Source organism: Desulfosporosinus orientis DSM 765, from assembly GCF_000235605.1.
Lineage (GTDB): Bacteria > Bacillota > Desulfitobacteriia > Desulfitobacteriales > Desulfitobacteriaceae > Desulfosporosinus > Desulfosporosinus orientis.
Window position 1 is genome coordinate 1,813,122 of sequence record NC_016584.1, and the last position, 22,782, is coordinate 1,835,903.

Annotated in this window: 17 protein-coding genes and 1 pseudogene; 10 read left to right on the forward strand and 8 right to left on the reverse strand. The window is 42.9% G+C overall.

The genetic code is table 11. The features are described 5' to 3' along the window. Positions 1-11: 11 nt before the first annotated feature. Both DESOR_RS08390 and DESOR_RS08395 read right to left on the reverse strand, forming a co-directional pair. Positions 12-929 carry a LysR family transcriptional regulator gene (locus DESOR_RS08390; RefSeq protein ID WP_014184174.1) on the reverse strand — a complete coding sequence of 306 codons (918 nt, stop codon included), beginning with the start codon at positions 927-929 and terminating at the stop codon, positions 12-14. A gap of 64 nt (positions 930-993) precedes the next feature. Further along, complete coding sequence (locus tag DESOR_RS08395) at positions 994-2,430, reverse strand: sigma-54 interaction domain-containing protein (RefSeq protein WP_014184175.1); 1,437 nt, start codon at positions 2,428-2,430, stop codon at positions 994-996. Between the two features lie 752 nt (positions 2,431-3,182). On the opposite strand from DESOR_RS08395, the gene DESOR_RS08400 reads away from it, so the two are divergent. The 3 genes and pseudogenes from DESOR_RS08400 (at position 3,183) to mttB (ending at position 6,932) form a co-directional block, all read left to right on the forward strand. Further along, the gene (locus tag DESOR_RS08400; protein WP_014184176.1) at positions 3,183-4,613 is read left to right on the forward strand and encodes a trimethylamine methyltransferase family protein; all 1,431 of its coding nucleotides are present in this window, start codon (positions 3,183-3,185) and stop codon (positions 4,611-4,613) included. A 156-nt stretch (positions 4,614-4,769) separates the two neighbouring features. After that, complete coding sequence (locus DESOR_RS08405) at positions 4,770-5,402, forward strand: cobalamin B12-binding domain-containing protein (RefSeq protein WP_014184177.1); 633 nt, start codon at positions 4,770-4,772, stop codon at positions 5,400-5,402. A 57-nt stretch (positions 5,403-5,459) separates the two neighbouring features. Continuing rightward, positions 5,460-6,932: pseudogene (gene mttB, locus DESOR_RS08410) on the forward strand ([trimethylamine--corrinoid protein] Co-methyltransferase). Positions 6,933-7,110: 178 nt separating this feature from the next. On the opposite strand, the gene DESOR_RS30565 reads toward mttB, so the two are convergent. Further along, the gene (locus DESOR_RS30565) at positions 7,111-7,977 is read right to left on the reverse strand and encodes a methyl-accepting chemotaxis protein (protein ID WP_014184178.1); all 867 of its coding nucleotides are present in this window, start codon (positions 7,975-7,977) and stop codon (positions 7,111-7,113) included. A 325-nt stretch (positions 7,978-8,302) separates the two neighbouring features. Here DESOR_RS30565 and DESOR_RS08425 point away from each other — a divergent pair, with 325 nt between their 5' ends. Further along, positions 8,303-9,463, forward strand: a complete 1,161-nt coding sequence (locus DESOR_RS08425; RefSeq protein ID WP_014184179.1) for a DEAD/DEAH box helicase — start codon at positions 8,303-8,305, stop codon at positions 9,461-9,463. A gap of 135 nt (positions 9,464-9,598) precedes the next feature. Next, positions 9,599-10,477 carry an AAA family ATPase gene (locus DESOR_RS08430; RefSeq protein WP_014184180.1) on the forward strand — a complete coding sequence of 293 codons (879 nt, stop codon included), beginning with the start codon at positions 9,599-9,601 and terminating at the stop codon, positions 10,475-10,477. 86 nt (positions 10,478-10,563) lie between these two features. Here DESOR_RS08430 and DESOR_RS29295 read toward each other — a convergent pair whose 3' ends face one another. Further along, the gene (locus DESOR_RS29295) at positions 10,564-10,719 is read right to left on the reverse strand and encodes a hypothetical protein (RefSeq protein WP_158309018.1); all 156 of its coding nucleotides are present in this window, start codon (positions 10,717-10,719) and stop codon (positions 10,564-10,566) included. 69 nt (positions 10,720-10,788) lie between these two features. Between DESOR_RS29295 and DESOR_RS08435 the strand changes: the two genes are divergently transcribed. Next, a complete protein-coding gene (locus tag DESOR_RS08435; protein WP_014184181.1) occupies positions 10,789-12,144 on the forward strand; it encodes a VWA domain-containing protein in 1,356 nt (451 codons plus the stop codon). Between the two features lie 325 nt (positions 12,145-12,469). Further along, positions 12,470-13,522, forward strand: coding sequence for a M14 family metallopeptidase (locus DESOR_RS08440; protein WP_042330976.1), 1,053 nt, complete (start codon positions 12,470-12,472; stop codon positions 13,520-13,522). Positions 13,523-13,551: 29 nt separating this feature from the next. Here DESOR_RS08440 and DESOR_RS08445 read toward each other — a convergent pair whose 3' ends face one another. The 4 genes from DESOR_RS08445 to DESOR_RS08460 are packed head-to-tail and all read right to left on the reverse strand — an operon-like array spanning position 13,552 to position 18,494. Then, the gene (locus DESOR_RS08445) at positions 13,552-14,328 is read right to left on the reverse strand and encodes an acyl-CoA dehydratase activase (RefSeq protein WP_014184183.1); all 777 of its coding nucleotides are present in this window, start codon (positions 14,326-14,328) and stop codon (positions 13,552-13,554) included. Positions 14,329-14,365: 37 nt separating this feature from the next. Then, a complete protein-coding gene (locus DESOR_RS08450) occupies positions 14,366-15,619 on the reverse strand; it encodes a 2-hydroxyacyl-CoA dehydratase subunit D (protein WP_014184184.1) in 1,254 nt (417 codons plus the stop codon). Between the two features lie 14 nt (positions 15,620-15,633). Beyond that, positions 15,634-16,770: a 2-hydroxyacyl-CoA dehydratase family protein gene (locus tag DESOR_RS08455; RefSeq protein WP_014184185.1), complete on the reverse strand. Its 1,137-nt coding sequence runs from the start codon at positions 16,768-16,770 to the stop codon at positions 15,634-15,636. A 32-nt stretch (positions 16,771-16,802) separates the two neighbouring features. Next, positions 16,803-18,494 carry a long-chain-fatty-acid--CoA ligase gene (locus DESOR_RS08460; protein ID WP_014184186.1) on the reverse strand — a complete coding sequence of 564 codons (1,692 nt, stop codon included), beginning with the start codon at positions 18,492-18,494 and terminating at the stop codon, positions 16,803-16,805. 513 nt (positions 18,495-19,007) lie between these two features. On the opposite strand from DESOR_RS08460, the gene DESOR_RS08470 reads away from it, so the two are divergent. From DESOR_RS08470 to DESOR_RS08480, 3 genes are all read left to right on the forward strand, one after another. Then, positions 19,008-19,391 carry a desulfoferrodoxin gene (locus DESOR_RS08470; RefSeq protein WP_014184187.1) on the forward strand — a complete coding sequence of 128 codons (384 nt, stop codon included), beginning with the start codon at positions 19,008-19,010 and terminating at the stop codon, positions 19,389-19,391. A 146-nt stretch (positions 19,392-19,537) separates the two neighbouring features. After that, the gene (locus DESOR_RS08475; RefSeq protein WP_014184188.1) at positions 19,538-20,431 is read left to right on the forward strand and encodes an NAD(P)-dependent oxidoreductase; all 894 of its coding nucleotides are present in this window, start codon (positions 19,538-19,540) and stop codon (positions 20,429-20,431) included. 1,116 nt (positions 20,432-21,547) lie between these two features. Further along, positions 21,548-22,780 (forward strand): CoB--CoM heterodisulfide reductase iron-sulfur subunit A family protein, encoded by a 1,233-nt coding sequence (locus DESOR_RS08480; RefSeq protein ID WP_014184189.1) that lies wholly within the window; start codon positions 21,548-21,550, stop codon positions 22,778-22,780. Positions 22,781-22,782: the final 2 nt, after the last annotated feature.

Here is a 22,782-nt window from a genome sequence, read left to right on the forward strand (position 1 = left end):
TCTTACGTTTTTTAGTTGCTATTTTGAATGGGTGCGGCAGTTTCACACATGGATTTCAGGGCTTCTACAAATTCCTTTTCGACTTGTGAGACAGGGTGGCGGTTGGAACGGATTAGGCCAACGGTTATTCCCAAACTGATATCGCTGATAGGAATGGGTACTATTTCTCCGGACTGTAAATAGATATCGTTGGTTGACATAAATCGGGGGAAGAAAGAGATAGCCTTTCCTTGTGAAACAACTCTCTTGATCAATTCGAAATTGCAGAAGCGAAAGGCGACCTTGGGTTCAACATAATTTTTCAGGATGCTTGTGATCCCGCCGTTATTTTTTGTGAACTCATCATTGTAGGCGACAAAGGGATATTCCAGGGCTTCTTTTAGGGTAACGGATTCTTTTTTGGCTAGGGGAGAATCCTTTCCGGCATAGATCAAAAATTCATCGTTAAACAGTTTTTCACAATGAAGGTCTTTGCCGTGGATCTCTTCTGTTAGTAGCACAATACCAATATCATTTTTTCCGGATTGTACATTCTGCATGATATTGATTGATTCAGCGACGGTTAAAATAATATTAATATTCGGATGTTTATCCTTGAGTAGGTATAATACGTTAGGAATGATTTTGTCCCCCATGCTGGGTATGATTCCAACGGATAGGCTGCCCGTCAGTGATGAAGTGTTGGCAATTTGCTTGATTTCGTCTACGGTATCAAGTATATGGCGAGCTTTTTCGATGATCATCTCCCCAATGGCTGTTGGGTAAGCACCCTGAGTAGTGCGTTTAAAGAGTACTGTTCCCAGTTCATCCTCAAGTTTGCTGATAGAAGAGCTGACTGCCGGCTGGGTAATAAACGAGTGCTCTGCGGCTAATGAAATTGAGTTGTATTTTGCTACTTCAATTAAAAGGGATAGCTGTTCTAATCTCATAATTTTCCTCCACCTGCAAAAAGCTCATTGCCTGTTTTTGGGGAACAATCCAAAACTCGTGAAACTAGTTTGAAGGTCCTTCGATACCCTGGCCTATTTTACAGTTTTGCTTATAATTTCGGACTATCCGCGTTACTTTGCTCTGACTAATACTCAGAGTATTGGCGACTTTGTAAGAACTTCCCAGCATATTGTATAAGCGAATAATGATGGCCTCTTCGTCACTGGATTTTTTTAAGTTTTTCCAGTTTGAAATTTCGTTTTGAAGAATACTTGTACTAGATGGAATGGACGGAATCTTAAAAAACTTACTGGGTAAGTGTTCAGGCATAATATTCCCTTCAGGAACAGTGACAACCAGCCTTTCCGCAAGGTGCTCCATTTCACGAATGTTCCCGGGCCAGGAGTAATTTTTGAGGATATTAATGCACCGCTGATCGAATTTATGGGAGTATTTATAGGTTTTATCGAATTTGTTGAGGAAGAATTGCAGTAAAGGAATGATATCGTCTGTTCTTTCTCGCAAAGGAGGAGTATCAATTTCAATAACGCTGAGCCTATAATATAAATCTTCCCGGAACTTTCCTTCGTCAATTAATTGAAGTAAATTACGATTAGTAGCGGCAATAATACGTACGTCAATTTTTTTGTGTTCTTTGCCGCCAACAGGAATAAAGCGGCGTTCTTGGATAAGTTCCAATAATTTTGCCTGAATACCTAGAGGGATTTCTCCGATTTCATCAAGGAATAGAGTTCCGCCGTGAGCAAGTTCAACTAATCCGACCTTTCCGTACTTATCGGCACCGGTAAAAGCACCACGGCAATAACCAAATAGTTCAGACTCTAAAAGGTGTTCGGGAATTGTCGCACTGTTAATGCAAATAAAGGGGCCGTCTTTTCGCTCACTCATTTTATGGATATCTGTGGCTAATACATTTTTACCAGTCCCAGACTCTCCAAGAATTAAAACCGTTGAGTTGACTAAGGCCACTCTCTGAACAATTTCTAAGCACAGCTTCATTTTTTCATCCTGAAAAGAATAGCCCTTAAAGTAACTTACCTGCTGGCTTAATTCATCGACTTTATTTTTATAATGTTTTACGAGCTTTTTAGTTTTATCAAGGTCTTGCTTAAGCTGTTCAATTTGAGTGATATCCCGGCTGTTCATGACAATAAAGTCCACGTCACCAGATTGATTAAAAACCGGAGTGGCTGTTACTACCAGCTTGATTCCTAATTTAGTTTGCTGCTCAACAGTTACGGTTTGCTTATTCTGAAATACAATAGGAGCCAGGGCTGGAGAATAGTAACCTTCATTCAACAAGTAGCTGATATTTTTGCCAATTATTTCTGAGGGGTCCAAACCATAATGCTTTTTACATACTTGGTTGACGTAGGTTACGACACCTTTGCTGTTTACTACAAAGATTTCATCAAATGAATTGTCCAAAATATTTTTAAAATCTTCCCTAGTAAGACTACTCTGGTTTGTATTTGTCAAATTTGACAACTCCTTTAGTAAGCGGTGAAAAATAACGGTATGTACTCTATTTTGTCTCAATAAAATGAAGATAGCTTAAAAAAGTTAAAAACCTAATTATTAAGACTATTCGTTAAGAGAACGCAAAATCCTGCAAACGATAGAATATTTAAGTCAATTTGACTTAAATATTCTATCGTTTTGTGTCGAAGTGCCAGGAAAAGGATATGAAAATGAGTTTTTGAGTTAGAAGTAAGTTTTATAGTCAGAATATTTTTTATGATACAGCAATTAGAGATAATTCACTTTAAGAATAGCCAGCTGCAAATCAGGTTTGGGAGTCTTTTTCCGGATGAATTGCTCAGCTCCAAAGAGAGTTCTTAAAAATTATGAATATTTTTTTTAAGATGACTTTTCCGGCATGGAATTTGCATTAATAATACAATGTTCCTCAGAGTTTTGTTGTGAACAATTTATTGAGGTAGACCACTGTCTGAGTTATTATTATTAGGTCACTCTCAGGACAGGGGCAGGCAATAAGCCTATTTAAATACGTAAGAAGGTGGTGTTAGACTGAACCATCAAAGAACGTTTGAGATTTGACCCAAGAATGTGTGAGTGTTGAAGTTGTAGTATTAATTTGGCACTAATAGGTAATCTAATAACAAGTCATCAAGACTTTTCTTAAGTCTAAATGACTTAATGACTTTAAGAAATTAAAGCTCATTGTCTACCTGATATTCACGTTAAGTATGATAAGAGAGGGTGTAATAATGGCTTTAAAATCAAGGATGGAAGTATTGACGAAAGATGATTTGGTGAGGGTTCATGAAGCCACGCTAAAAATTCTTCGGGAGACAGGGGTAGTATTTCATAATGATGAAGCTATTGAAGTCTTCAAAAAACATGGAGCTAAGGTAGAAAATAAAACTGTTTATATTACCAGTGAAATGGTTGATCAGGCCTTATCGACAGCTCCGCGAAGCTTTCGAATGCAAGCTCGGAATGATAAATATTCCATAACTGTTGGTGAAGGTTTTTTAATACAGCCTAATGTAGGTCCAGTATATATCCAAGATTTGGATAAGGGGCGTCGTGAGGCAACTCTCGAGGATTATGCTAATATTCAAAAGCTATGTCAAGCCAGTGATGTTGTTGACCTCGTTGGAACGATTCCTGTTGATCCCAGTGATGTCAAGAGCAATGATAAATACTTGATGATGATGTATGAGGCCTTAAAAAATTCTGAGAAACCTGTTATCGGATTCTGCGCGAATACCCAGCAGGTTCGTGAGCAGCTGGATATGGTTGAGATTGCCATGGGCGGTAAACCGGGTTATTTGTTAGAGAACCACTGCACTGCAGTTCTGGTTAATTCTCTTAGTCCTTTAGCCTATGCACCGGACACCTTGGAGACCATGATTGAATATGCCAAACGCAATCAGGTAATGCTGCTGGCACCTTGCATTATGGCCGGAGTCAGCGGTCCGATTTCTCTCCTGGGAACGGCTGTCCTGCAAAACACAGAAACGATTGCCGGATTGGTCTTGGTTCAGTTAATCAACCCAGGGACTCCGGTAGTTTACGCTACTGCTTCCACCTCAGGCTATATGAAGGAAGCTACTTATGCGGCGGGCACACCGGAAGCAATGTTGATTAATACCGCCAGCTTGCAGATGGGCTTGGATTTCTACAAGTTACCTACGAGAACCATGTCCGGTATTACTCATTCTAAAACCGTTGACTGCCAGGCTGGATATGAAACCATGCAAAGCCTGTTAATGGGAATGATGAGCGGTGCCCATATGTCGGTACAAAGCTTAGGAGTCTTGGATGCCATCATGGCGACTTCCTACGAGAAGTTTATCATTGATGAGGAACTTATCCGCCGGGTCAGACGAATTTCTCAAGGTATTGATACTTCTGATGAAGCTTTGGCGGTGGATGTTATTCAAGAAGTCGGCCATACCGGTACCTATTTGACGCATATGAGTACCTTTGAAAAATTCCGTTCCCTGTGGACGCCAACGGTTTCTGATTGGGGCAATTATACTGATTGGGTAAATTCCGGAAGCGAAGATGTAGTTGTCAGAGCAAACCGCAAATTCAAACAAGTCCTGCAAAATGCACCGGATACATTATTGGATGCGGAAACAGATAAAGCTTTATTGACTTTTATCGAAAAAGCTAAATCCCATGCCTGATTAGTATGTCCGGCTGGCGGACTCTAACTTATACCGGGCATAAATAGACGGAATTATACAAGCAAATCTATTTATACTATGATTTAGCTCGTAAGAGTTAAAACTATAAAAGATACTGGTGGGTATTATTAGTAAATCTTAAGGAGGATTTTTACGATGAGTGACTTTGATCAATTGGCCGATTATGTGTTTAAAGGAAATGCAGCAGCAGTAAAAGATCTTACCCAAAAGATGGTTGATGCCGGCAACAATCCTATGGAAATTATTTCTAACGGCTTACTGCTTGGTATGGATATTGTTACCCCAAAATTCAAAGCAGGGGAAATGTATGTTCCGGAAGTTATGATGGCTGCCAAAGCTTTAAACGAAGGTATGACTATTGTTAAACCTCTGATTGCCGATGCAGATATCGCAGTAAGTAAAACCATCATTATTGGAACTGTCTCCGGCGACCTCCACGATATTGGCAAAAACCTGGTTGTTATGATTCTGGAGAGCGGCGGATTCAATGTCGTCGATCTGGGTGTTGACGTATCCCCAGAGAAATTTGTAGCTGCAATCAAAGAGCATAATGCAAAAATCGTCGGCTTATCCGCTCTCTTAACAACCACTATGATGAATATGAAGCTAACCATTGAAGCCCTTAAGGAAGCAGGGTTACGTGACGATGTTAAAGTTTTAGTCGGAGGAGCCCCTGTTTCCCAAAGCTTCGCTGATGATATCGGTGCAGATGGTTATTGCGCTGATGCTATGGCAGCCAAAGAAATGGCAACCGCCTACTTAAACTAAGTTAAAACAAAGTTTCAGGCGTAATACTAAATTTAAAATCAAATGGAGGTGGAGTAATTGAGAACTGAGGTTCAAGCAGGAGTTTCTAGGTTTGAGGGTTTCGGACTGAATTTATTTTCAGACGCTGAACTGCATGATATTCACAGCGGTACCCTTGAAGTACTGGAAAAAACCGGAATTAAAGTTGAATCTAAAGATGCTTTAGATATCTTCGCTGCAGGCGGATGTAATGTCAATTATCAAACCCACGTTGTAAAAATCCCTCCGTATATTGTCGAAGATGCTATCCACTCTGCTCCAAACACAGTGTTATTAGCGGGAAGAAATCCTAAACATGACATTGTCTTAGGCGGCAAACGAGTACATTTCATTAACTTTGGTGAAGGTGTTTCAATTATCGATCCCTACACCAAAGAGTATCGCAAAACTACCAAGCAAGATGTGGCAGACATTACACGTTTCTGTGATGCCATGACTGATATGGATGCAGTTTTACGTCCAGTTGCACCACAAGATGTCCCAGCGGAAGCTGCTGTTGTGCATAATGCTGAAGTCATTTTCAACAATACTTCTAAACACGTTTTCATTGGAACTGAAGGCGGCAAAAACTTTAAAAAAGTTCTTAAAATGGCTGCTGCCATCGTTGGAGGAGAGGACAAATTAAGAGAACGCCCGATTTTCTCCTGCAACGTCTGCCCAACCAGTCCTTTACAATTAGTCGGACATTGTACCGAGGTTATTATCGAAGGTGCAAAAGCGGGTATTGCTGTTAATGTCTTATCCATGGCCATGGCTGGAGCTACCTCACCGATTACCTTGGCAGGCAGTCTGGTGACACATAATGCTGAAGTATTAAGCGGTATCGTCTTAAGTCAGCTCACGCGCAAAGGAGCACCGGTTATTTACGGCAGCTCAACTACCATTATGGATTTACGCTTTGCTACTGCTCCGGTAGGATCTCCAGAACTGGGAATGATCAATGCCGGCGTCGCCAAGCTGGCCCAATTCTACCTGCTTCCCAGCTGGGTCGCCGGTGGCTAGGTAGACAGCAAACTCCCGGATGCCCAAGCATCTCATGAGTTCACTATTACCGCTATGCTGACAGCGTTGGCAGGGTCCAACCTGATTTACGGTGCGGGAATGTTAGAACTCGGCATCACCTATGACTATGCTCAAATGATGATGGATAATGAGATGGCTAGGATGATCAAAAAAGCGGTTTGTGGGATAAGCGTGTCTGATGAGACCTTAGCAGTAGATGTTATCAAGCATGTAGGTACAGCTGGTAACTTTATTAGCGAAGAGCATACCTTCAAACATATGCGCACACAATCCAAGAGTACGGTTATCGACCGCCGCATGAGAGATGTCTGGCTGGCTGATGGTGGTAAGGATTACACCGAAAGAGCTTATGAAGCGGCCAGAGAAATTTTAGAGACGTATAAACCCGAACACTTGCCCGAAAGTGTACAAGCGGAATTGCGCGCTATCGTTGAAGAAACTGAAATAGAGTATGGTATTAAGAAGTAAGGTTACTGATTAAGGCATAACTTTTTTTCAGGATGGATAGCCCAGTATTGGTATAAGGAGAACAGGATTTGTTCTCCTTATACTATAGGGTAAAAGGACAACCCGCTGTAAATTGAAATAGAAAATCAAAGAAACCCACCTTGCGGGATGGGTTTCTTTGATTTTTATAGATGATCTATCAGGAATTCCTGTTAAAGTGGTCAGTGGTTAAATCCTTTGCTAAGGTGACGATAGAATCGGCTAAATTTGATAATTGATTGACGGATGGAGCAATATCAGTTAATGATGCAGCTTGATGATCTGAGGCTAAAATCATTTCGTTAACGGATGCATTAATTTGATCAACAGCATCTTGAATCTTTTTTAAAGTGACGTGGATATTTTTCGATGACTCGGAGCTGGTTTGAGCAAGTTTGCGGACTTCATCAGCAACAACTGTAAAACCTTTACCATGCACCCCGACTCGGGCAGCTTCGATGGCAGCATTCAAGCCAAGTAAATTGGTTTGGGCAGCGATCTTGTGAATGACTCCAATAATGCTGTCAGTTTCATCGACTTGAGATTTTGTATCCTGAGATATCATTCCTAGTTGCTGGCCGGTTGCCGATAGTTCTTCAGCTTCTGCGGCGATCTGGTTAACATTAATATCCACGGCTTTAATGATTTCATTAAGAGAATTGGCAATTTCAAAAAGCCGTTCCCTGCCTTCTACCGACTGTTGAATAGCAATTGCCCCAACAATTTCATTATTTTCCCGAATTGGTAGGGCAACGGCTATATAAGGGACCCCGAAGCCTTCTTTGCTGACTTCTTTAACAACACGTCGTCCTTGTTGGATAGCATCATAGGAGACCCATCCTGGGCCGGGAATATCTCCGACATAAGAGGCCTTATCCCATTTAAAGGTTTTGGGAACGACATCCCAAATAACTTTTTCCTTATCACTGATGAACAAGCCGATGTCATCAATCACAAACTGATTTATGTAAGGCGCCACTGCTAAAAAGTGTTGGAGAGTCTTACAATACTTTTCATCGTCTGACAAAACTACCTCACCCGCCCCTTGCTTTATACTTGTATAATTTCAATTTTATTATAGGAACCAGATTGTGTGAAATTTCCGATATTTATACCCGGTATAAATTCCAATGTTATTTTTTTTATACTAATCGAAATGTATAACATTTCGTTGATACTGCAAGAAGGGCTAATTCGTTCGAAGACAGTGTCTTCAGGCGCCAACAAGTTTTCTAATATGCTGATTCAGTAAATTTCGCTTTATCGAGAAAAGTGGCTTATAATGGTAGCTAGGCTTTAAACTCCAAGTGTAGTTTGTTAGCAGCGATAGTTTTATAGAAGGATGGTTCTCAATGAAAACATTTGAACAGCTCGGCCTCGATAGTTCCCTGATTAATGCTCTTAGTAAGATCGGCATTGTTCAGCCAACGGCAATTCAAGAACAAACAATTCCATATATTTTAGAAGACAGGGATGTGGTTGGCCAGGCTGAAACCGGTACTGGAAAAACCTTAGCCTATCTTCTGCCTTTGATCCAGAAGATTGATATTCACAAAAGAGAAACCCAGGTGATCATTCTGACCCCAACCCACGAGTTAGCGATACAAATTCAGCGTGTCATAGAAACTATTTCCAAAGAATCAGGGTTAGCCGTCATTTCAATTCCTATCATCGGAAATGTCAATATAACTCGGCAGATTGAGAAGCTCAAGCAAAAACCACATATAATTGTGGGGTCCAGCGGCAGAATATTGGAATTGATTCAGAAGAAAAAGATCGTTGCGCAAACCGTTAAGACGATAGTCCTTGATGAGGCCGACAATTTGCTTGATGAAAAAAATGCTTCTTTGGTTAAGTCTGTCATTAAGACGGCTCTTAGCAGAACCCAACTTCTGTTATACTCGGCGACATTATCTGCAGCTGCTTATCAGCGCGCTTCTGAGTTATTGAAGAATCCTGAGGTTATTCGTGTTACGGATAAAATTGCCCTGCCTCCGACAGTTGAGCATATGTACTTCATAGCTGAACAACGAGATAAAATTGAAGTGTTGAGGAAGCTAATTCGCATCATTATCCCAACACGAGGCTTAATTTTTATCAATAAATCTGAAGAGATTCAAAACGTCGTTGAGAAGCTTAATTATCACGGCTTGCAGGCAGAAGGGCTTTACGGAAGCGCCCATAAGATGGAACGAAAAAAAGCTTTGGAGGATTTTCGCAGCGGTAAAAGGAGTTTGCTGGTTGCCTCGGACCTGGCTGCCAGGGGCCTGGATATTGAAAACATTACTCATGTCTTTAACCTCGATTTGCCTGAAAATCCTAAACTTTATCTTCATCGTGCCGGAAGAACGGGGAGAGCCGGCAATAAAGGGATTGCTGTCTCTATTGTGACAGATAAGGAGGTTCCATTTTTACGGCGGTTAGAGAACTCCTTTGAGATTAGGATTGTTCTTAAAGACATGTATCAGGGGAAAATTATTGATTTTAGGAGAAAGTCCAAAAGGAAACGATGATAGAATCAATAAGTTGCACAATTATTCACAGGTAGTATAATTAAGTAAAAATTGGCTTTTAATCCAAAGATATAGGGTTTTAGATAAGAATTCACCTTGTAGAAAAGGGTTAGCAGAGGAGGGATTATAGATAATATGCCGACTTCTCCCCTAGATTTAGCTGGAAAACTGAAGGAAGAAGGTTATTTGATCGATCAAGAAGCTGCCACCACCTTATTTCTTGCCTTAGCACTGGATAAACCTTGTCTTATTGAAGGACCTGCCGGTGTTGGCAAGACTCAGCTGGCCTTAGCTCTGGCCAGGGCGGAGAAGCGAAGATTGATAAGATTACAATGTTATGAAGGGTTAGATATTAGCAAAGCATTGTATGATTGGAATTATGCCAAACAACTCCTGCGCTTACAGCTTGCCAAATCGGAAAAGTGGGATGAACTTCAATTCGATCTTTTCTCTGAGGAGTTTTTACTTTCTCGGCCACTGTTGGAGGCAATACGATCACCGGAACCGGTACTGCTGCTCATCGACGAATTGGATAAGAGTGACGAGGAGTTTGAGAGTTTCCTTTTGGAACTCCTTGCCGAACAACAGGTCTCGATTCCTGAATTAGGGACTGTTACTGCCAAGGCTAGACCCTTAGTCATTTTAACCAGTAACAATTCCCGGGACTTCAGCGATGCTCTCAGGCGGCGCTGTATACATATTTATCTTACTTACCCGGCCTTAGAGCGGGAAATATCCATCCTTCAGTCTCATGCACCTGAATTAAGCCAAGGTTTAATTCAAGACGTTTGTGAGTTTGTCGCTAAGGTTAGGAAGCTGCCTTTACAGAAGCTTCCCAGTGTTTCTGAGACTATTGACTTTGCCCGGGCGCTCAGTGCTCTGCAGAAAGATGAATTAGCCTATGGAGATCTTATGGGTACTCTTAGTGTGCTGCTGAAGTATCCGAAGGATGTGGCTAAGCTGGAAGAGCGGCTTAAGAAATGGGATAGTGAGGGTTTGGGGCGCAGAGGATAGATTCTCATGGCCGCTACGGCGGCACCAACTGAGAAGATAAGAGGACTCCTTGGTCGGGCAGCTTCGCCCACTCGCGGCTGCGGGAGCTAACCTTCAGCGGATAAGTATTCTTTGGAGATAGCCGCTTCGGCGAAAGTGTCCACCGGACACTTTCGTGCCAAACCTCCGGGTAGTACCTGGTGTGAACCATGGCTGCGCAATCCCCGTAGCCGCTTTGTGGGCTTAACCGCCTCTCCATGCAATGGGTTCACTCCTGTGGGACGAAGCTACCCTGGCTTTGGGGTCGGCAAGTACCGAAAAGGAATGATTAAATGGATGGATGGGTTTTTATCAGGCTTGTGCATGCTCTTAGGCAAGTATCTGTAGCAGTTTCTTCCCAGGATATTCGAGATGCTCAAATGTGTCTCCGGCGCTATCCTAATATATCCGACAAAGAGATTTTGAAAACCCTATTCGTACATCGTCCCCAAGATAGTGCAATTTTTAATACGGTTTGGGAAATTATTGTTGGTGACAGTCAATCTCCAGAACCGGAAAAGACGCATAACAATATTTCTCCTCAGGAGCTGGAGAAACACCAGGATCGTCAAGGTGCAGGGGGCCAAGGAATAGGCTGTGGTTCCGGAGGAGTCAGCCTGACGGAGTGTGGGGATAGTCTGGATGCATCGAAACTGGCCAATTTTATCCCTGTAAAGCTGGAGGAGTTGGCTGGCAGTGATATGGATTTTGAAGAGACAGTCAAACGTATCTTAGCGGAGCTTGACTATTATACTTGGATAAATTCTTATGACTTGGCTTACCAGCGAGGCAGCCTTTCTGAAGAGGCATGGTATGCTCATCAAAGCCGGCGTTCTTTCATCCTGGAGAAAGTTCGACAGCAGGTATTGATCAGTCAGGTAAAGGCTGATAATAGCTGGGACCCGCTGGTTCGGCAATACTGGCTGTTCAAACCCTTAAGTCATTTATCGGAAGAAGAAAAAGGTCTGGTAAGATCGAGCATTCGCAAATGGGCGAAAAATCTGGCGCTCCGGCCGGGATATCGCTGGAAATCCTATCCCAAAGGAGTCATTGATATTCCGGATGTGATTAGAAAGAGTGTTCAGTGGGACGGGCATTTATTTCAGTTGGGTTATCGCCGCAAAGTTCCCCGTGCCCCAGAGCTGGTGGTGCTTTGTGATGTCTCGAACTCTATGGCTCCCTTTGTCGAATTCTTAATCTACTTGGTAACCTGTCTTAGGAAAGGTTTTCGAAAAATACGGGTTTTCTTTTTTATTGATGCTGTCTGGGATGTCTCTGAATACGTGTGGGATGAAGATCTGAGTGACGTAAAACAGGAGATTAAAAGCTGGGGGCATAAAGTGAGTTCGGGATTTTCGGATTATGGAGCGGTTTTTAAAGAACTGGCTGAAAGACATTTAAGAGAGGTGTCGTCCCGGGCAATTCTTATGATTTTAGGAGATGCCAAAAATAATTATCGTTCTGCTCAAACAGATTATTTTGCTCAAATTTCCGAAGGGGTTCGCAGGGTTTACTGGTTAAATCCTTTAGACCTGTCTGAATGGGCTGAGAGGGATAATGCCATGAGAGAGTATCAGGATTATTGCTCTAAAGTTTATCGTTGCCGTACTGCCAAGGATCTGCAGAGAATTGTCAAAGATGTCTTTTAATTTAAAGCCGGCTGCTTTCTGAAGTATAGGGAAGCAGCCGGCTTAATTTGATAATTGAAATATGATTCCCAAAATCCCAAGCGTTTGGGAATTCGGAATCGATTCCGAATTTGGGACAAGCCAAGGAGGAGGCTTGTCCCAAATTCTGACTTGGAAATCGGGGCGGAAAATAATAAGATTCTGGCTGCTTAAGAGGGGAAAAAGGGGTCTGGTTAGAAAACCCTAAGGTATATCTTTGTAAATTGATAAATAACATGCAATATAGGAAATGAAAAACTGGGAAATGAGTGGATATAAATGAGTGGAGCGCATAGGAGGTGTAACCATGACCAAGCATATAGTAATTGAAGGAGAATCTTTATATATAATTGCACAGAAGTATGGCATCAGTTTAAGTTCCTTAATTGCTGCCAATCCGGATATTAAAAACCCTGACTTGATTGTGCCGGGTCAAGTACTTAATGTACCCAAGAAATCCCTTGAGACACCGATTGTTATTCCCAGAGAAAACTACGGTTATCATGAGATGGTTAATGACCTGGAAGCTCTTCAAGAGTTTTATCCCTTTATCCAGATGGATTCAATTGGGTCAACGGTGATGTGCCGTTCGATTCCTGTCATAAGGATTGGGCAAGGACAAAAAGAAGTCCACTATAACGCTTCTTTTCACGCTAATGAGTGGATCACAACCTTGCTCTTAATGAAGTTTTTGGAAGTTTATGCAAAAGCTTATGTCTCCGGCAATAATATAGGGTATTTTAATATCAAAACCTTATTTGAGAGTACTTCATTATATTTGGTCCCCATGGTTAATCCTGATGGGGTGCAGCTTGTGCATGGAAAAATCGATACAGAGTCTCAAATCTATGCCGAAGCAGTTCGGATTAATGGGGAATCTCAGGATTTCAGCGGCTGGAAAGCCAACATTCGCGGAGTTGATTTAAACGATCAGTTTCCAGCAAACTGGGAAACCGAGGTATCCAGACGAGGGGCAACCCAGCCGGCTCCCCGGGACTATCCTGGCCCTGCCCCCCTTTCCGAACCGGAGACCAGGGCTATGGCAGAGTTTACCCAAGCTCATAATTTCCGCTTGGTCAGTGCCTTTCATACTCAGGGAGAAGAGATTTACTGGGGCTATCAAGGATTTGAACCCATGGAATCTCAGGAAATCATCCAACGATTTGTAGAAGTAAGCGGCTACGAAGAGATTCGCTACGTAGAAAGTGATGCCGGCTATAAGGACTGGTTTATTCAAGATTGGAAGTGCCCAGGCTTTACGGTGGAATGTGGTCAGGGAGTGAATCCTTTGCCGGTATCTCAATTCTGGGAAATTTGGGGGAAGGTTATCGGCATTTTCCTAATGGGCTTGCATGTTTAGAGTTATAGATTTAGTCGGACTTCCCAGAGTCAGGCTTTAAGCTCTTTGGCAAGTAAGGCAGCCCCTAAGGCAGCAGTAATGACCGGTTCTTGAGGAATAAATAAAGGAAAGCCCAGTTGTTTGGACAGAGCCTCGATAACTCCGGCATTATGGGCAACTCCGCCTGTGAAGGCGATGTCCGGCTCCAAGCCGGTCCGGCGGGTCATAGAGGCAACCCTGCTGGCTACGGAATCACAAACTCCAGCTAAGATATTCGGCTTGGATTCTCCTGCCGAGACTTGAGATATAATTTCTGATTCCGCAAATACTGTGCAAAAGGATGAGATCTTGGTTGGGCTTTGGGAAAGAGACACTAACCCACCAATTTCCTGCCATTCCACTTCTAAGGCTGAGGCCATCACTTCCAGGAACCTGCCTGTGCCGGCGGCGCATTTATCATTCATGGTGAAATCGGCAACCTTACCGTTGACAAAGAGTTTAATCACTTTGCTGTCCTGCCCGCCGATGTCGATGACGGTGCGGACGGCAGGAAAAAGGTGGCTGATCCCTTTGGCCTGACAGGTAATTTCCGATACTTCCCGGTCTGCCGGGAAGGTGACCCTGCCGTAACCCGTGGCCACAGTTCGGACATCTTCCGGGTTCAAACCGGATTCACTCAATAGCTGATCTTGTAAACTCAGGGCTATAGCTCGGCTGCTATAGCCTCCTTTGGTTTTTTTATAGCCTATAATCTCCAGATCTTCATTAATAAGGACTACTTTAACTGTCAAGGACCCAATGTCCACACCCAGATAATACTTTTTCATACTGGCCTCCTAATTAACAGGTGAAAAACACCTTTGCTTATAATTCGTCAAATGTTTCCAGAAAAGCCTGGACTCGATTGCGGACCGGCTCTTCGGCATAGGCCCTGGGGTCAGCCATATCTGCTTCGATGACTAATCCGGGAACCCCGGTGGCACGCATCACTTCTTTGCGAATCACTTCCTGTACCAAAGAATAAGGCTTGCAGGAACGATTGGAATGCATAACAAAACCTTGAGTATTGTAGTCTTTAATCAGATTAATTAACTGTTTGGCACGATATTGAGGGGAACGGTTGAGAAATATCTCAGTATAAGTGGAGGCTATGCTTTCCAAGGGAGTTCCAGGGGCATGATCCACAGCCCAGCCCCCGCTATAGGTGTCGGTGACAAAGCAGGCTCCTTTTTCAGCAAACATTTTGTAGAACTTAAATAATTGCGGCCAAATGGCTATGTTATCCCACACTAAACGAATTCGCTCCTGGCCGATAGCCCCTTGGGCGAGATTAACCCGTTCTTTGACTTCTGATTTAAGCTTACGGTAAAATTCAATCCCCTCCTGGGATCCTCTCAGCACGACAATGGGAGCCATATTAATGAACAGGTCCGGGGCATTGAGAGGAGAGGGGGCAGCCTGACAATAGCTGCGGGTTTCTTTCCAGAGTGCGGTAATTTCCCGGCTCCGGTTCATTTCCGCTGCCAGGTTCTCTTCACGGAAAGGCCGCCCTGTGAATTTTTCTAATTCCTTAACCAGTTCCAATAATTGCTCTAAGACGTAGTCTTTGGCTTGAGGGGTTAATTCATCAGTTAGAAAGGGGGTATCGAGAACGAAGAGGGGTACATTGAAATGACGAGCCAAAACTTCATACCATTTTAAGACCGTTCCGCAAATATTGTTGCAGGCCACTAAGAGATCCGGTTTAGGCATTCCTCCCAAAGGAGCCAGGTCGGGTCTGAGGACTCCGCCGATATTTGAACGAGCATACGAGCAAAGATCCTGAGAAAATCCTGCAGCTTCCGCAACTTCGCAAAGCTGCACCGTGGCCTTGCGGGCACTGTAAATTGCCGCGTATTGTTCGGGATAAGCGGAGTGAATGTTAAAGGCGCGCAAGAGTTCCACCGGGGCGCCGCTGGTGACCCAAGCCAGGGGCTTGTGCAAAAATTTACCCCAATAGCGGTGATAATTTGTCAGTGTGTAATAGCGGCCCATGGTTTTCTTGAGGTCTTTACCGCTTTTAAGAGGACGATAGTTGGATGACTTGGCTTTGCTATTATTGCCGGATGGTTGTTTCATGGTGGGGGCCTCCTTTAGATTTTAGTACCTTCCAGTAAATTTTCTAAGAAGGCTTGGAGTCTGGTTCGTTCTTGTCCGCTCGCGGCTGCTCCTTCAAGTTCCAGTATTTGAGTTCGAATACCGGTTTTTTGGAACTCATCCCTCAGGGCAACGGCGTCCCAGGCATGAGGTTCACAGTATTTGCGGATGACAATTAAGGCGGCATCCGCCTGGCGCTGTTTAGCAAGGGTGGTTAAGTTGGCAGGTCTTTCATTAAGCCGGATGTTTTTACAGGGGCAGGGAGGCATTTCTGTATACCGCTTAATAATATCTATGAGGGGATCTTCAGATTCATGGGTGGTTGTACCGGAAAAATGCCGGTAACCTGTGCAGGTATCATCAGCAGCCACTCGCCCCCCTAATTCTTCAATCATCTCAAAGAGGCTGTCCTTCTCTAAGACAGCGCCGGTTATCAGTACCCTGACTCTCTTGCCGGAGTCGGAGACCCTTTCTCGGATTGCGGGAAGACTTTTTTCCAGTGCCTGGGCATAAAGTTCCCGGGGCATTACCTGACCGGCCCGCAGGATGGCGGATACTAAAGGGGAAGGGAGATTGGGACGGAGCTCATCTAATTCAAAGACTAATTTACGGATAAGACCACATAATTCAATAGCAGCATGTAAATCATCTTTGGTAATAGGTTGCTGGATTAAGGCGGATAACATTGATAAAAGATTATTAAGTTCAGCGTAAAAGTAGGAGGCAGCTCCCGGGGCTTTCAACATGACAGGAGGAACAATATCGAAGGTCTTATTTTGACTGCAGCTAGCCCAGATTCCGCTTAAACACTGCATGGCGTCGCAAGTGTGAGCAAAGCCAATGCCGGCAAGATCCCCCCACTTTTGCTGTATCTCCATTTCCAGGGTACCCCGGGCTAAAGAGCAGCAATAAGGGGGTAATTCAACAGGATTAGCGTTCTCCGAATCGGGAAAAAGCCGCAGCGGATTTAATCCTGCGGCAATAATCAGCTCCTCAGGAAAATAGGAACAAAAGAAGCCCAAAAACTTGTGGTCAGGGTAGCGGGATTGTCGATCTGCTCCATTTAGAGCAGCCTCTTCCAAGAGGTATTCAAGGGCTTCCTCAGAATTATTAAATGCACTGTTATAGGACATTCCTAACAGCTCCTTTCGATTTTCCGGCGCATTTAAAGCATATTGGTCTTGCTGCCATAAATTTGGGTCTGGTCTCTAAGAGAACGCTTTAGTATTTTGCCGATGGCTGTCTTAGGAAGCTCGGGTCGGATCTCAACCTGCTGGGGAACTTTATAGGGTATTAGGTGCTCGCGGCAAAATGAGATGATCTCCTCTTCGCCAATGGAGGCTCCTTCCTTTAGGGTAATGAAGGCCTTGACCAGCTCTCCTTTATAATTATCAGGGGTGCCTATGACACATGCCTCTTTTACAGCAGGATGTAAATAGAGGACATCTTCAACTTCCCGGGGATAGACATTGAATCCCCCGGTAATAATCATGTCTTTTTTGCGGTCCACGATATAGAAATAACCGTCATCATCCATATAGCCCATATCCCCTGTGTAGAGCCAGCCCTTTCTTATTGCTGAAGCCGTTTCTTGAGGCTGGTTGTAGTAACCAAGCATAAGATCAGGACCCTTGAGTACAATTTCTCCAATTTCACGAGGGGTAAGGACATTTTCCCCGGTATCAATATCCCTGATTTCCATGCTGACATCGGGAAAGGGGATTCCGATGCTGCCTGTTTTGTTAATGCCTCGATATGGGTTAGCGCAAACTGCTGTTACTGCCTCAGTCAATCCGTAGCCTTCCATGAGTTTGCTAGCCGTAAGTTCTTCAAATTGCCGTTTGATTTCCGGAGCTAAAGGTGCTGCTCCGACGAAACAACCTCGCAATGAAGACAGGTTATAGCGAGTTAAACGGGGATGATTAATAATCCCTATGTACATTGTAGGTACACCGGCGAAAAGTGTGGGCTGAAAGCGGTGGATTCCTTTAAGGAGTTCATCTCCTGTGAAACGGGGAAGGAGGACACAGGAAGAACCTGAAATCAAAGGAGCATTCATGCAGACCGACATGCCAAAACCGTGAAAGATTGGGAGAACGGCAAGCAGGCGGTCATCTTTACTCATCTGCACCCAGGAGGCTCCTTGGGCGGCATTAGCAGCTAAAGCATGATGGGACAGCATGACACCCTTTGGTTTGCCTGTGGTTCCTCCTGTATAAATGAGTACGGCAATATCTTCGTGAAGATTAATGTGATTGGGAATGAGAGGCTGGGGTTCTTGTTTAAGCAGGGATTTAAAGCGCAAACAGTGGGGTAAACGTTCTTTGGCTTGGGGTGATATTTTTTTGGATAATGGATAGAGAAGTTTAATAGGCATAGGCATGAATTCGTTAAGAGCAGTGTAGAAAGTTTTTTTTAAGATCTGATGTTCACCAGATTTGTGGCAAGTTTCACGAACACTTTCTAATTTACCGGCGAGAAGATCTAAGCTGATTCCAATTACCGGCTGAGCATCGCGAAAGATATGAAGAAGTTCAAATTCAGTGCTGAGAGGATTTATGGGAACTACCACGGCTCCGATGCTTAAAATGGCAAAATAGCTAATTACATATTGCGGGCAGTTGGGCAGCAGAAGCGCTACCCTGTCTCCTTGTTGAATTCCCATGGTTTGCAGGGCAGTGGCTAACCGATTGACGTAGTCGCCTAATTCTCTATAGAGAATTAGGCGACTGAAAAAGATTAAGGCAACAGCATCTGAATGATTTTTGACACTTTGGCGAAACAATTCATCGAGTTTTGCCTCTCGATACTCTAATCTTGTTGGGACTTCAGGATCATAGTATTGAGTCCATATCATTCCTAGCCCTCCTTTTTGAATCCAAGGCCTATGTCTATATTATAGGAAGTTGGAAGCCTTGTGTATATAAAATTTAAAATATTCTGAAATAGAAGCTGCTAAGAATAGTTTATGCTTGACTTGTCGATGCATGCTAGGGCTCCGGTGGACATTTTCCCTCGAAGCGGCTATCTCCAAAGAATCTTATCCGGGAAGATTGCTCCCGCGCCAGCGAGTGGGCGAGCCTCGGAATGCTGCGGTGAGCGGATATGGCGAAGCTGCCCGACCCCGGAAGCACTCATTTTCATCATCTGCTGGTGCTTCGCAGCGGCATGGGGGTCTACTCTGAAACAACCTAAAGAAACCGTGGACCCGAAAGGCAGGGCAGCTTCGTCCACAGGAGCGAACTCATTGCATGGAGAGGTAATAAATTTAATATTTTTATAAAAAAGTAATCTTTATAAGGAGGAAAATTTAACTTTCTGGAGAATACTAAACAAAGAATAAATCATCAAGCACATAGGAGGGATATTAATGACAAATTTAAGAGATCTATATGTCTGCAGTATTTGTGGTAATGTTGTAGAGGTGGTTAATACGGGAGCACCGGCTTTGGTATGTTGTAACAAACCTATGAATAAACTTGAAGCCGGTACCCAAGATGCCAGCTTAGAGAAACACGTTCCTGTCCTTGAAGAAATACAGGGAGGCATTAAAGTTAAGGTAGGCAGTGTTGCGCATCCTATGGAGGAAAAGCATTCCATTCGCTTTATTGAAGTACTGACCAAGGATCAGGTGCTTAGAGCAGAGCTTCAGCCTGGTCAAGCTCCGGAGGCAAGTTTCCTGGTTTCCTCAGAGGATATTCTTGAGGTAAGGGAATATTGCAATATTCACGGGCTTTGGAAAACTACCAAATAATCATGGATACCCAGGAAAGGCAGGATATTATCCTGCCTTTCTTCAATGTGAAGAATAGGTTTCGTGATCACCGGGGGGGATAGCTTGACACCCTTGATTAGATATTTTATAGTTTTTTAAAGGCAATTCGAAGGGAGTAGGTTAAAATGGCACTTACTAAAGAAGAGACAATCATAGGCTTTATTGGCACGGGAGTTATGGGCAGAAGCATGGCTGCTCATTTAATAAGAGCCGGCTATCAGGTGGCTGTTTACAATCGTACAAAAGCTAGTGCTGCCGATCTAATTAATATGGGAGCTGCCTGGCAGGATACCATTGCGGAACTGGCTGCAAAAAGCAAAGTTGTTATTACTATGGTTGGCTATCCTAAAGATGTTGAGGAAGTTTACTTTGGAGAAAAGGGCATCTTGAATCACGCTAAAGAGGGAAGCTATTTTATAGATATGACAACGTCTTCTCCAGATCTGGCTCAAAGGATATATGCTAAAGCTAAGGCTAAGGGAATGCATGCCCTTGACGCTCCTGTATCCGGAGGGGACATTGGTGCTAAAGAAGCTCGTTTGGCTATTATGGTTGGCGGAGATGAAGGGGATTTTCAGGAGATTCTGCCGATATTTGAAATCATGGGCAAGAATATTGTTTTACAAGGAAACGCCGGCGCTGGACAACATACAAAAATGTGCAACCAGATTGCGATTGCTTCGAATATGATAGGGGTTTGTGAAGCTATGGCTTACGCCCAAAAAGCAGGCTTAAAGCCGGAAACGGTTCTGAAAAGTATTGAAACCGGAGCAGCCGCAAGTTTCTCCTTAAGCAACCTGGCTCCACGGATGCTGGCTAATAATTATGCCCCTGGTTTTTATGTTAAACATTTCATCAAAGATATGACCATTGCCCTAAACTCGGCAAAACAGATGGGCTTGCTTACACCGGGCTTAGAGCTGGCCAAAACACTTTACGAGAAATTAGCAGAAAACGGAGAAGAAAATAGCGGAACCCAAGCCCTATTTAAACTTTATCTTGAACAAAACGGACAGTAACCTAAAGAAGGTAGTATAAAAGAGAGTTCAACATTTTAGCAACGGGTTCTATTTTAGGTGCAAAAACTATAATACAACCGAAATGGCAGATGAATTAGCAAATAATTCGTCTGCCATTTTTGGCTTTATTTCTGCTTTTTGTACTTATATTTTATGGCATTCCGGAATGCACAATATCAATTTGTCTTTCTATATATTAGACTCAGTGCCTTACCAAATAGTTGCATTATATTCCAATCTTTTATTTAGTCTATAACATAATGCATTCTAAGGGTTATTTTAAAACAGTAAAAACGAAGAGCATTGCCCTCAGATTTTACTGCAGCAGCGCTCTACAAAATTTTCAGCAAAGACCATACTTCAAACATATTTGTATGAAGTTTCTCTATTGCTAAAAGAATGAATATACAAATAATTGAGAATAAGGAGGAATTTTTGGGGTGAATGTAGAAGATATGAAAATATAAGGAAGAGACTCGTTAAGTTAGAAAAAACTTAATTTAACATAAAAGGATTATAGTAATTTCATAGAGCAAAACAAAGGAATTTATCGAATTTGGCAATCAAAATAAGCGCTGATTGCTGTTTGTTGTGCCTAAAAACTGTTAATTGAGGGAGCAGCAGGCTGCTTCGCAGTTCCTTCAGAGGTATCGCTAAGAGTGAACTGCGAAGTTTTTTTATATCTCATAAAGTTTATCGAGCATATATGCATAACCCCAAATCCCTGTCAAAGGATTTCGCTATATAATTTCTTAATTATCGCCATATTGACTTATTACAGCCACAGTGCTAGTCTTATTTTGGAAATGAAATTACCAATAATACTTTGTGCATTTTTTTACGTTTAACATAAAGCGGTTAGTTTAAAGAGGAAGATTTACAAATGATTTCTATATGTGAAAGAAATCATATATTCATATAAGTCAAGTTTCTTTACAGTGTTCACTGGAAAGTCCAACGATACTGGTAGCCGGAGTATTCTATATTTTTCCCAAACGGAAAGCAAATATCTCCTATTTAGGTAGGAGGAATGCTATAAGGTTGGTTCAAGGGATTCTTTGTTCCAACTGCCTCGGTTACTGCCGAGAGTTTATGACATATAAGGGAGGTAGAAGGATGGCGCAAAAGAGTATTTTAGTAGTCGGAGGGGGAGTAAGCGGACTTACAGCCGCTATTGAAGCTTCCGAGGCGGGAAACGAGGTCTATCTGGTTGAACAGAAATCCTATCTAGGTGGAAGAGTTGCCCAGATGAATCAGTATTTCCCTAAATTGTGCCCCCCAAACTGTGGGTTGGAAATTAATTTTAAACGGATTAAGCAAAATCCCCGCATTAAATTCTTCACTTTATCGGAAGTTGAAAAGATTGACGGTGTTGAAGGGGATTATACTGTTACGATTAAGTCGAATCCCCGTTATGTGAATCAGAACTGCACAGCATGTGGAAAGTGTACAGAAGTATGTCCAGCAGAACGGTCTAATGAATTTAATTATGGAATGGATAAAACCCCTGCCATTTATAAAGCTCATGAGTTCGCTTTCCCAATGAAATATGTGATAGATAGTACAGCTTGCTTAGGATCTGAGTGCGGTAAATGTGTTGAAGCATGTCAATATGGTGCTATTGAACTGGATATGACAGCTAAAAGCTTCAACTTGAATGTTGGATCAATTGTTTGGGCTACCGGTTGGGAGCCTTATGATGCCACTAAAGTTGACTATTACGGTTTTGGACGGCATCAGAATGTTATTACCAATGTCATCATGGAACGTTTAGCAGCCAACAACGGACCTACAAAAGGCAAGATTGTTCGTCCTTCAGACGGCAAGGAAGCAAAAACCATCGCCTTTGTTCAATGTGCTGGTTCCCGTGATGAAAACAACCTGCCTTACTGTTCTGGAGTATGTTGCATGGCTTCCCTTAAACAAGCAACTTATGTAAAAGCAATGTATCCGGACGCTAAGGTTTATATGTTTTATATCGATGTCAGAGCCATGGGCAAACACGAAGAATTCTATAAAAATGTTGAAAATGATATCACCATGATCAAAGGAAAAGTTGGTGAGATCACGGAAAATCCGGAAACAAAAGACTTAATTGTTCAAGTAGAGAACCAACTGACCGGCGAAATTATGAAAGAAACCGTTGATATGGTTGTGTTGGCAACGGGAATGGTTCCAGCTGCTTCGAACGCTCCAATAGCTTGTGATGAGGACGGGTTTGTTCTTTCCAATCCACAACCAGGGATTTACAGCGCTGGATGTGTCAAAAAACCGTTGGATGTTTCCTCCTCGGTAAAAGATTCTACGTCTGCAGCGCTTAAAGCCATTCAATCTACGGTGAGGAGGTAGCC

Bases quoted from the DNA above. Each gene is read 5' to 3' on its own strand.
- DESOR_RS08390 (WP_014184174.1), bottom strand. From the start codon at position 929: ATGAGATTAGAACAGCTATCCCTTTTAATTGAAGTAGCAAAATACAAC.
- DESOR_RS08400 (WP_014184176.1), top strand. From the start codon at position 3,183: ATGGCTTTAAAATCAAGGATGGAAGTATTGACGAAAGATGATTTGGTG.
- DESOR_RS08405 (WP_014184177.1), top strand. From the start codon at position 4,770: ATGAGTGACTTTGATCAATTGGCCGATTATGTGTTTAAAGGAAATGCA.
- DESOR_RS08425 (WP_014184179.1), top strand. From the start codon at position 8,303: ATGAAAACATTTGAACAGCTCGGCCTCGATAGTTCCCTGATTAATGCT.
- DESOR_RS08430 (WP_014184180.1), top strand. From the start codon at position 9,599: ATGCCGACTTCTCCCCTAGATTTAGCTGGAAAACTGAAGGAAGAAGGT.
- DESOR_RS08435 (WP_014184181.1), top strand. From the start codon at position 10,789: ATGGATGGATGGGTTTTTATCAGGCTTGTGCATGCTCTTAGGCAAGTA.
- DESOR_RS08440 (WP_042330976.1), top strand. From the start codon at position 12,470: ATGACCAAGCATATAGTAATTGAAGGAGAATCTTTATATATAATTGCA.
- DESOR_RS08445 (WP_014184183.1), bottom strand. From the start codon at position 14,328: ATGAAAAAGTATTATCTGGGTGTGGACATTGGGTCCTTGACAGTTAAA.
- DESOR_RS08450 (WP_014184184.1), bottom strand. From the start codon at position 15,619: ATGAAACAACCATCCGGCAATAATAGCAAAGCCAAGTCATCCAACTAT.
- DESOR_RS08455 (WP_014184185.1), bottom strand. From the start codon at position 16,770: ATGTCCTATAACAGTGCATTTAATAATTCTGAGGAAGCCCTTGAATAC.
- DESOR_RS08460 (WP_014184186.1), bottom strand. From the start codon at position 18,494: ATGATATGGACTCAATACTATGATCCTGAAGTCCCAACAAGATTAGAG.
- DESOR_RS08470 (WP_014184187.1), top strand. From the start codon at position 19,008: ATGACAAATTTAAGAGATCTATATGTCTGCAGTATTTGTGGTAATGTT.
- DESOR_RS08475 (WP_014184188.1), top strand. From the start codon at position 19,538: ATGGCACTTACTAAAGAAGAGACAATCATAGGCTTTATTGGCACGGGA.
- DESOR_RS08480 (WP_014184189.1), top strand. From the start codon at position 21,548: ATGGCGCAAAAGAGTATTTTAGTAGTCGGAGGGGGAGTAAGCGGACTT.